This window comes from Streptomyces sp. NPDC060205 (assembly GCF_042728395.1).
Taxonomy (GTDB): domain Bacteria; phylum Actinomycetota; class Actinomycetes; order Streptomycetales; family Streptomycetaceae; genus Streptomyces.
The window spans coordinates 1-8,630 of the sequence record NZ_JBHWZP010000377.1; the positions used below are offsets into that span (position 1 = coordinate 1).

Here is an 8,630-nt window from a genome sequence, read left to right on the forward strand (position 1 = left end):
GTCGTGGCGACCGCCCGGCCCCCTTGCGTGTGTCGGCGGGTCAGCCGGTGTTGCGCAGACCCGCCGCCACTCCGTTGACGGTCAGGAGCAGGGCGCGGGACAGCAGCGGGTCCGGCTCGGAGCCGGCCGCTGCCGCGTCGCGCTGCCGCTTGAGGAGGGCCACCTGGAGGTAGGAGATCGGGTCCAGGTAGGCGTCGCGGACGGTGAAGGTCTGCTTGAGTACCGGGTGGGCGTCGAGGAGTTCGGGCTCACCGGTGATGCGCAGCACCTCGCGGACGGTCAGTTCGTGCTCGGCCTCGATGGTGGCGAAGACGTGCTGGAGCTCCTCGGGGACGAGGGTCTCGACGTAGTGGCGGGCGATCCTGAGATCGGTCTTGGCGAGCGTCATCTCGACGTTGGAGATGAAGTTGCGGAAGAAGTGCCACTGCTCGTGCATCTCCTCCAGGACGCTGTCGAGGCCGGCCTCGCGCAGTGCCTTGAGGCCGGCGCCGACGCCGAACCAGCCGGGCACGATCTGCCGGGACTGGGTCCAGCCGAACACCCACGGGATGGCGCGCAGGCCGTCGAGGGAGACGCCCGAGCCGGGGCGGCGGGAGGGCCGCGAGCCCAGGTGCAGGTCGGCGAGCTGGTCGACCGGTGTGGAGGCGAGGAAGTAGGTCGGCAGGTCCGGGTCCTCGACCAGCCGGCGGTAGGCGGCGTGGGCGGCCTCGGAGACGACGTCCATGGCGGCGTCCCAGCGGGCGAGCGCCTCGTCGGACTGGCGTGGGGAGGTGTGCAGCGCGGACGCCTGGAGGGTGGCCGCGACGGTCAGTTCGAGGTTCTCCCGGGCCAGCGACGGCACGAGGTACTTGTCGGAGATGACCTCGCCCTGCTCGGTCACCTTGATCTCGCCCTCCAGCGTGCCCCACGGCTGCGCGAGGATCGCGTCGTGCGAGGGGCCGCCACCGCGGCCGACGGTGCCGCCGCGGCCGTGGAAGAGCCGCAGGCGTACGCCGTACCGGTGTGCGACGTCACGCAGGCGCCGCTGGGCCCGGTGGATCTCCCACTGGCTCGTGGTGATGCCGCCGAACTTCGACGAGTCGGAGTATCCGAGCATGACCTCCTGGACGTCGCCGCGCAGGGCCACGAGCCGCCGGTAGGACGGGTCGGACAGCATGTCCTCAAGGATGGTGTCGGCGGCCTTGAGCTCGTCGGTCGTCTCCAGGAGCGGCACGATGCCGATCTTCGCCCAGCCGGCGTGCAGGTCGAGGAGTCCGGCCTCGCGGGCGAGCACGGCGGCGGCGAACACGTCGTCGGCGCCCTGGCACATCGAGATGATGTACGACTCGATGACCTCGGGTCCGAAGACCCGCAGCGCCTTCTTGACGGTTTCGAAGACGCCGAGGGTCTTTCGGCCGGCGGCGTCCAGCGGGGCCGGGGTGGGTCCGAGGGGCCGGCGCGAGCGCAGTTCCTTGGCGAGCAGCTTGTGCCGGTACTCGCGTGGCATGTCCTCGTAGCGCCAGGACTCCTCGCCGAGCCGGTCGAAGAGCTGCCCGAGCGCGTGGTGGTGGGCGTCCGCGTGCTCTCGTACGTCCATGGTGGCGAGCTGCAGGCCGAAGGCGGCGAGCGTGCGGATCGTACGGTTCATGCGGCCGTCGGCGAACAGGGCGCCGCGGTGCTCGCGCAGGGACGTCTGGATGAGCGTGAGGTCGCGCAGCAGCTCGGCGGTGCCGAGGTAGTCGCGGCCGTCCTCGTGCGGGATGTTCTTGGCCAGGCGGAGCTTGGTGTTCTCCAGCTTCTGCCGGATGCAGGTGGCCTTGAGCCGGTAGGGCTCCTCGGCGTTGAGGCGCTTGTAGCGGGGGCTGATCTCCGGCAGCAGCTCCAGGTCGGACTGCAGTGAGGAGAGCAGTTCCTCGGTGGCGCCGGTGTAGCGGATGGAGTTGGAGAGGAAGTGGCGCAGTTCGTCGATCAGTTCCAGCGCGTCGTTGATGCCGTGCTCGTGTTGGAGGATGAGGACGTCCCAGGTGACCTGTGGGGTCACGTTCGGGTTGCCGTCGCGGTCGCCGCCGATCCAGGTGCCGAAGGTGAGGGGGCGGGTCTCGTCCGGCAGCTGGACGCCGACGCGCTCCAGTTCCGCGGTGAGGTCCTCCAGGACGTCCCCGACGGCGCCGGCGTGCAGTTCGTCGAGGTAGTAGATGGCGTTGCGGGCCTCGTCGGCCGGTTCGGGGCGCACGACGCGCAGCTCGTCGGTCTGCCAGACCAGGTCGATGTTCTCGGCCAGACGGGTGTCGTAGCGGCGCCGGTCGGCTTCGATGACCGGGGTCTCCAGCAGGGCGGCGATGCGGCGCAGCTTGTTGAGTACCGAGCGTCTGGCCGCCTCGGTGGGGTGCGCGGTGAAGACGGGGCGGACGTTGAGGTTCTTGACGGTGGCGCGCAGGTGCTCGGGGTCGGCGTCCTTGAGGCGGTCGGCCGTCCGGGCGAGCAGTCCGCCCTCGGCGGCACGCCGGGCGCGCAGCTCGCGGCCGCGGTGCACCTGCTCGGTGACGTTGGCCAGGTGGAAGTAGGTGGAGAAGGCGCGGACCAACTTGGCCGCGGTCTCCAGTTCGGTGCCGCGCAGCAGTTCGGCGGCGGCTTCACCGTCCTCGCGGGTGAGACGGCGGACCTTCTCGACCAGTTCCAGGAGCTCGGGGCCCTCCTGCCGTACGAGGGTCTCGCCCAGCAGATCTCCGAGGCGGCGGATGTCGGCGCGCAGTTCACTGCCCGTTGTCGTGTTCTGGTCGTCGGCACTGCTCACAGGTGCGGCTCCTTGCAGTGTTGAAGCTCGTCTGGAGGGGAACCCGTCGGCCCGAGGCGGCTCGTGCCGCATCAGCGGCTGGGCATACGGGAATGAAACAGAGCGGACCGCGCTGTCCGACCGAGACCAAGGATAGGTGTCCATCCGGACGCGCAGTCTCTCGGGCTCTTGCCCCGGAGCAACGCGCTGCCATACTTACGACGCCGTAGGTTACGGAACCGTAAGCGCTGTTTCCGGCTACCCACAGCCACGTTTATCGGCCACACCCACCCTCCTCGACCCCACAGGGGACGCCCCCATGACCACAAGTTCCGACGTGATCGATGACGCCCCGAGGGCGCACGACGACTCCTCCGTCCCCTCCGCCACGCTGGGCGGCGAGAAGAAGCGCTCCATCGAGCAGATCACCCTTCTCCTCTTCATCACCGTCCCGTTCCTGGCCGTCCTCGCGGCGGTTCCGCTGGCCTGGGGCTGGGGTGTGAGCTGGCTGGACCTCGGCCTGCTGGTGTTCTTCTACTTCCTGGGCTGCCACGGCATCACGATCGGCTTCCACCGGCACTTCACCCATGGCGCCTTCAAGGCGAAGCGGCCCCTGCGCATCGCGCTGGCCGTCGCCGGCTCCATGGCTGTCGAGGGGCCGCTGGTGCGCTGGGTGGCCGACCACCGCAAGCACCACAAGTTCTCCGACGCCGAGGGCGACCCCCACTCGCCGTGGCGCTTCGGTGAGACGGTCCCGGCCCTGATGAAGGGCCTGTGGTGGGCCCACATCGCCTGGATGTTCGACGAGGAGCAGACTCCGCAGGAGAAGTACGCGCCGGACCTGATCCAGGACAGGACCCTTCGCGCGATCTCCCGCCAGTTCCTCCTGTGGGCGGGCCTGTCCATCGCGCTCCCCGCGCTGATCGGCGGCCTGGTGACGATGTCCTGGTGGGGCGCGTTCACGGGCTTCTTCTGGGGCTCCCTGGTCCGGGTGGCGCTGCTGCACCACGTGACCTGGTCGATCAACTCGATCTGCCACGCGGTGGGCAAGCGCCCCTTCAAGTCGCGTGACCGCTCGGGGAACGTCTGGTGGCTGGCCGTCCTGTCCTGCGGCGAGTCCTGGCACAACCTCCACCACGCGGACCCGACGTCGGCCCGGCACGGCGTGGAGCGCGGCCAGGTGGACTCGTCGGCCCGCCTGATCCGCTGGTTCGAGCGCTTCGGCTGGGCGTACGACGTGCGCTGGCCGTCACGCTCGCGTATCGATTCCCGCCGTAACCCGGACGGGAAGGGCGCCCGGCGCAAGCCGGAGGCGGCCGAGGCGGCATGATTGACGGCGTGGCCGACTCCAGCACACCCAGCAATGAAAAGCCGCGGCGCGCACGCCGTACCCGGATGACGGGGGCGGAGCGACGGGCCCAGTTGCTGGAGATCGGCCGCACCCTCTTCGCGCAGAAGGGCTTCGAGGCGACCTCGGTGGAGGAGATCGCGGCGAAGGCCGGCGTCTCCAAGCCGGTCGTGTACGAGCACTTCGGCGGCAAGGAGGGCCTGTACGCGGTGGTGGTCGACCGCGAGATGCGCCGCCTCCTGGACGGCGTGACCAGTTCCCTCACCGCGGGCCACCCCCGCGAACTCTGCGAGCAGGCGGCCTTCGCCCTCCTCGACTACATCGAGGAGTACACGGACGGTTTCCGCATCCTGGTCCGCGACTCCCCGATCCCCCAGTCGACGGGCAGTTTCGCGTCCCTGATCTCGGACATCGCCACGCAGGTGGAGGACATCCTGGGCCGCGAGTTCAAGCGCCGCGGCTTCGACCCCAAACTGGCTCCCCTGTACGCCCAGGCCCTGGTGGGCATGGTCGCCCTCACGGGCCAGTGGTGGCTGGACGTCCGCCGCCCCAAGAAGGCGGAGGTGGCGGCCCACCTGGTCAACCTGGCCTGGCACGGCCTGGACGGCCTGGAGGCGAAGCCCCGGCTGATAGGGCGCCGAAAGAGTTAGTGTATGAGCCACAACGTGAACCTTGTGATACCAATACGCCCATGACTGAGATCGCGATCAGCGCCGCCCGTTCCCAGCTCGGTGACCTCGTCCGCCGCGCGGCCCACGGCCGCGAGACCATCGCCCTCACCGACCACGGTCACGTGGCGGCGCTACTCGTCTCGCCACAGGTCATAGAGGACTTGGAGGACGCGCTCGCGGCCGCCGACTACCAGCGCCGCAAGGCGGAGGGGACGCTGGGCGAGGGCGTAAGCCACGAGGAAGTCGGGCGCATGCTGGGGCTGCGGCCATGACCTACCGAATCACCTGGGAACCGAGCGCCACCAACGCGGCCGTGCGGTTCCTCAAGGACGACCCCGCGGGACTCGCCGCTGTCTACGAAGCCGTCGACACCCTCGCCAAGGAGCCGCGCCCCACCGGCTCGACCGCCTACGGACCGAACATCCGGCGGCTCCGCGTCGGTGACTACCGCGTCCTCTACGTGATCGACGAGGACGTGATCCGCATCCTGGTCACCAACCTGGGCCGCACGCCCTGAGACAGGGCTCCAGGAACTCCAGCCGGTTGCCGACCGGGTCCTCGGAGTAGAACCGCCGATGCCCCGGAAGCCCGGTGTCCCAGGCCACCGGGGCTCCGCAGGCGGCAAGACGAGCCGCGAACGACTCGATATCCACCACCCGCAGCCCTGGATGCGCCTTCTTCGCGGGGTGGAAGTCGTGCTCGATCCCCAAGTGCAGGTGCACGCCGTCCGCCCGGAACCAGCAGCCTCCGCGTGCGGCGAGTGCAGGCGGCTTGGGGATCTCGGTCATGCCGAGGACGTCGGCGTAGTAGTCGCGCAGGACCGGTTCCGAGCCCGGTGGCGCGGCGAGCTGGATGTGGTCCACGGCCGTCAGCATCTGTTCAAGAAGCCTTCCGTGCCACCGCGAACAGCCGCCGGAACGGCAGGACCGTGCCGTACGGGGCCGTCGGGTAGGCCGTGCGGAGCAGGTCGCGGTATTCGGCGGTGAAGGCGTCCCTGGCTTCCGGGTCGTCGGCGAGGGCCGTGAGCGCCGGCCGCATTCCCGTGCCCTTGGACCAGTCGAGGACCGCGTCCTCGCCCTGAAGGAGCTGCATGTACGTCGTCTCCCAGACGTCCACCTCGCATCCCAGCCGCGCCAGCCGGTCCAGGTAGACGAGCGGCGTGTGCACCGAGTCCTCGGAGCGCAGGACTCCCGCCAGCCGCCCCTTCCACCGCGGGGAGGCGGCGAGTTCGCGCATCAGGGCATGCAGGGGCGCGTCGATGTTGTTCGGCACCTGGAAGGCGAAGGTGCCGCCGGCGGCCAGCGCGTCGAGCCACGCCCCGAACGCCTCCAGATGCCCCGGCACCCACTGCAGGGCGGCGTTCGAGACGATCAGGTCGTACGTCTCCGTCGGCGCCCACTGCGTGAGGTCCGCGTGGGCGAAGTCCAGGCCGCCGCCACCGGCGGTCGGCCCCGCGTGCTCCTCGGCCCGGGCCAGCATCTGAGGGGAGTTGTCGTACCCGGTGACGTACGCGCCCGGCCACCTCTCGACGAGCTGGACCGTGACGTTGCCGGGTCCGCAGCCCAGGTCGGCGATCCGGGCCGGGTCGCCCGGCAGGCCGGGAACGCGGCCGAGGAGCTCGGCGAAGGGGCGGACGCGGTGCTCCGCGTGGCGCAGGTACTGCCCCGGATCCCAGGTGGGAGTGGTGGTGGCGGACATCGGGAGCCTCCAAGGGGGTCGGGCGGGCCTGCCTCCACCCTCACACCCCAACTCTCTCGCCGTCAAGATACTTCACATCAAGAGACTTCACATCGACACAACCACTACACTGATCGCCATGGAGGACGAGGTCGATCGGCTGGTCGCAGCATGGCGCCGGGAGCGCCCCGACCTCGACGTGGAACCACTCGAAGTGCTCAGCCGCGTGAGCAGGCTCGCGCGGCATCTGGACCGGGCCCGGCGCATCGCGTTCGCCGAGCACGCCCTGGAGCCCTGGGAGTTCGACGTGCTGACCTCACTGAGGCGCGCGGGAGCCCCGTACCAGCTCTCCCCTGGGCAGTTGCTCACGCAGACCCTCGTCACCTCGGGCACGATGACGAACCGCATCGACCGGCTCGCGAAGAAGGGCCTCGTGGAGCGGCTGCCCGACCCCAGCGACCGCCGGGGCGTACTCGTGCGCCTCACCGGGGAGGGACGCGACCGCGCCGACCAGGCGCTCGCCGGACTCCTCGACCAGGAGCGCGCGATCCTCGCGGAGCTCAGCCGGGCCCAGCGCGGCGAACTGGCCGGGCTGCTACGCCAGTTGACCGCCCCGTTCGACAACATCCCCGGCTAGGTCCACCGGACCGACCCCGGCCCGGCGGGCGAGCGCCACGGCCGCGAGCGTCGAGTGCACGCCCAGCTTGCCCAGCACGTTCTGCATATGCGTGCGGACCGTGTGCGGGGAGAGGAACAGCCGCTCGGCGACCGCCTTGCGCCCCAGCCCCGCCACCATGCACCGCAGCACCTCGCGCTCGCGCGGGGTCAGCGACTCCACGAGCCGCTCGCTCTCGGTGCGGTGTTTGCGGGCGGCGGTCAGCTCACGCAGTACTCCCGTGAGCAGGGCGGGCGGCAGATGCGTCTCGTCCCGCAGCACCCCCCGGATGACGGTCAGCAGCCGGGACAGCGAGCAGTCCTTGGCCACCCAGCCCGAGGCGCCCGCCTGCAGGGCGAGAGCCGCACGCCGCGGATCGTCCTTCTCTGCGAGTACGACGGTACGGACACCGGGCTGGCCCGAACGGACGCCCGCCACCAGCGAGATGCCGTCGACCAGGCCTTCTTCGTTGTTGTCGTGCACGGGCACGGCCGGGCGGACACCCGGCACGTTGCCGCCGAGGTCGGCGTCCACGAGCAGCACGTCGAACCTGCGGCCTTCCGCGACCGCCCGCTCCAGGCAGCGCAGCGCGGCCGGGCCACTGCCCGCCGCGGAGACGTCGACATCGGGCTCGGCGGCCAGGGCGGCGGCGAGCGACTCGGCGAAAATACGATGGTCGTCGACGACCAGAACACGGATGCGAACCACAGAAACCCCCACTGGTCGGGGGACGGACCGGCGCAGGTACGGCGCCCGAGGTGTTCCCGAGCCTCCTGTCGGCTCAGGAAACGGGGTGCCGCAGTTGCACGGCCGCCGCCGTGCTGAGACTGCTACCCCCACTTCGGGCGTCGTACCCGACTGTCTCGCCCCCTGATCGGCACCGGCCCCCACCGGTGCTGCTCATCAGAGTAAGGCCGTGCGGCAGGAGCGGAAGGTGATTTGCAGAACTGATTGGCCGACGCGTTTATGGTGAGCCGTATGTTTCGTATCGAGACAGAAGTCGACAAAGAGCGTGGCCAATTCCTGCGGTCCCGGCTGCGGGAGGCCAATACGGCGGCGTCTCCGATGCTGCGTTCCCTGAGCGGAACCCCTGGTGAACGGGAAGTTCCGCTCCACGTGTGGGCGCTGGAGCCGGGGGGATCGGTCGCGGGCGGGCTGGTCGGGCACACGTGGGCGACGTGGCTGCATGTCGCCTATCTCTGGGTCGACGGGCGCCACCGCGGGAGCGGGCTCGGGTCGCATCTGCTGTCCCGGGCGGAGCGGCTGGCCGTGTCGTCGCGGGGGTGCCGGGCCTCCCGGCTGGAGACGTGGGACTTCCAGGCGCCGGACTTCTACCGGAAGCAGGGGTACGAGGTGGTGTGCGCGATCCCCGACTATCCCCCGGGGATCACGGAGTACACCCTGACGAAGCGCCTGCTGCCCTGACAGTGCCTTTTCTCGCCCCCGCCGCCCCTACCCGTCCCGTCACTGTGTCCTCAAACGCCGGACGGGCTGAGATGGCCCCGGACCGGTGGATTTCTTTCAGCC

10 protein-coding genes are annotated in these 8,630 nt (G+C 70.2%); 6 read left to right on the top strand and 4 right to left on the bottom strand.

Annotated features, from left to right (window positions below):
- Positions 1-40: 40 nt before the first annotated feature.
- Positions 41-2,773 (bottom strand): phosphoenolpyruvate carboxylase, encoded by a 2,733-nt coding sequence (gene ppc, locus ACFWGJ_RS38300; RefSeq protein ID WP_387333576.1) that lies wholly within the window; start codon positions 2,771-2,773, stop codon positions 41-43.
- Positions 2,774-3,071: 298 nt separating this feature from the next.
- Between ppc and ACFWGJ_RS38305 the strand changes: the two genes are divergently transcribed.
- The 4 genes from ACFWGJ_RS38305 to ACFWGJ_RS38320 are packed head-to-tail and all read left to right on the top strand — an operon-like array spanning position 3,072 to position 5,288.
- Complete coding sequence (locus ACFWGJ_RS38305; protein ID WP_387333577.1) at positions 3,072-4,082, top strand: acyl-CoA desaturase; 1,011 nt, start codon at positions 3,072-3,074, stop codon at positions 4,080-4,082.
- Positions 4,079-4,750: a TetR/AcrR family transcriptional regulator gene (locus tag ACFWGJ_RS38310; protein WP_055617961.1), complete on the top strand. Its 672-nt coding sequence runs from the start codon at positions 4,079-4,081 to the stop codon at positions 4,748-4,750. The genes ACFWGJ_RS38305 and ACFWGJ_RS38310 overlap by 4 nt, the downstream gene beginning before the upstream one ends.
- A 41-nt stretch (positions 4,751-4,791) precedes the next feature.
- Entirely contained in the window at positions 4,792-5,043 is a 252-nt protein-coding gene (locus tag ACFWGJ_RS38315) for a type II toxin-antitoxin system Phd/YefM family antitoxin (protein WP_107015610.1), read from the top strand.
- On the top strand, positions 5,040-5,288 hold the full coding sequence (locus ACFWGJ_RS38320; RefSeq protein WP_383948468.1) for a type II toxin-antitoxin system RelE/ParE family toxin: 249 nt from the start codon (positions 5,040-5,042) through the stop codon (positions 5,286-5,288). The genes ACFWGJ_RS38315 and ACFWGJ_RS38320 overlap by 4 nt, the downstream gene beginning before the upstream one ends.
- On the opposite strand, the gene ACFWGJ_RS38325 is transcribed toward ACFWGJ_RS38320, so the two are convergent.
- Together ACFWGJ_RS38325 and ACFWGJ_RS38330 are read right to left on the bottom strand one after the other, a co-directional pair.
- Complete coding sequence (locus ACFWGJ_RS38325) at positions 5,263-5,646, bottom strand: VOC family protein (protein WP_387333578.1); 384 nt, start codon at positions 5,644-5,646, stop codon at positions 5,263-5,265. The two genes, ACFWGJ_RS38320 and ACFWGJ_RS38325, sit on opposite strands and share 26 nt — an antisense overlap.
- A 4-nt stretch (positions 5,647-5,650) precedes the next feature.
- Positions 5,651-6,469, bottom strand: coding sequence for a trans-aconitate 2-methyltransferase (locus ACFWGJ_RS38330; RefSeq protein ID WP_387333579.1), 819 nt, complete (start codon positions 6,467-6,469; stop codon positions 5,651-5,653).
- Positions 6,470-6,587: 118 nt separating this feature from the next.
- On the opposite strand from ACFWGJ_RS38330, the gene ACFWGJ_RS38335 reads away from it, so the two are divergent.
- Complete coding sequence (locus tag ACFWGJ_RS38335; protein ID WP_210880865.1) at positions 6,588-7,085, top strand: MarR family winged helix-turn-helix transcriptional regulator; 498 nt, start codon at positions 6,588-6,590, stop codon at positions 7,083-7,085.
- On the opposite strand, the gene ACFWGJ_RS38340 is transcribed toward ACFWGJ_RS38335, so the two are convergent.
- On the bottom strand, positions 7,044-7,811 hold the full coding sequence (locus ACFWGJ_RS38340; RefSeq protein ID WP_107015605.1) for a response regulator transcription factor: 768 nt from the start codon (positions 7,809-7,811) through the stop codon (positions 7,044-7,046). The genes ACFWGJ_RS38335 and ACFWGJ_RS38340 overlap by 42 nt on opposite strands.
- Positions 7,812-8,069: 258 nt before the next feature.
- Here ACFWGJ_RS38340 and ACFWGJ_RS38345 point away from each other — a divergent pair, with 258 nt between their 5' ends.
- Complete coding sequence (locus ACFWGJ_RS38345; RefSeq protein WP_387333580.1) at positions 8,070-8,528, top strand: GNAT family N-acetyltransferase; 459 nt, start codon at positions 8,070-8,072, stop codon at positions 8,526-8,528.
- The last annotated feature ends 102 nt before the right edge of the window (positions 8,529-8,630 follow it).

Coding starts and splice junctions, on each gene's coding strand:
- ACFWGJ_RS38325 (WP_387333578.1), bottom strand. CDS start 5,646: ATGCTGACGGCCGTGGACCACATCCAGCTCGCCGCGCCACCGGGCTCG.
- ACFWGJ_RS38315 (WP_107015610.1), top strand. CDS start 4,792: ATGACTGAGATCGCGATCAGCGCCGCCCGTTCCCAGCTCGGTGACCTC.
- ACFWGJ_RS38305 (WP_387333577.1), top strand. CDS start 3,072: ATGACCACAAGTTCCGACGTGATCGATGACGCCCCGAGGGCGCACGAC.
- ACFWGJ_RS38345 (WP_387333580.1), top strand. CDS start 8,070: ATGGTGAGCCGTATGTTTCGTATCGAGACAGAAGTCGACAAAGAGCGT.
- ACFWGJ_RS38320 (WP_383948468.1), top strand. CDS start 5,040: ATGACCTACCGAATCACCTGGGAACCGAGCGCCACCAACGCGGCCGTG.
- ACFWGJ_RS38310 (WP_055617961.1), top strand. CDS start 4,079: ATGATTGACGGCGTGGCCGACTCCAGCACACCCAGCAATGAAAAGCCG.
- ACFWGJ_RS38335 (WP_210880865.1), top strand. CDS start 6,588: ATGGAGGACGAGGTCGATCGGCTGGTCGCAGCATGGCGCCGGGAGCGC.
- ACFWGJ_RS38330 (WP_387333579.1), bottom strand. CDS start 6,469: ATGTCCGCCACCACCACTCCCACCTGGGATCCGGGGCAGTACCTGCGC.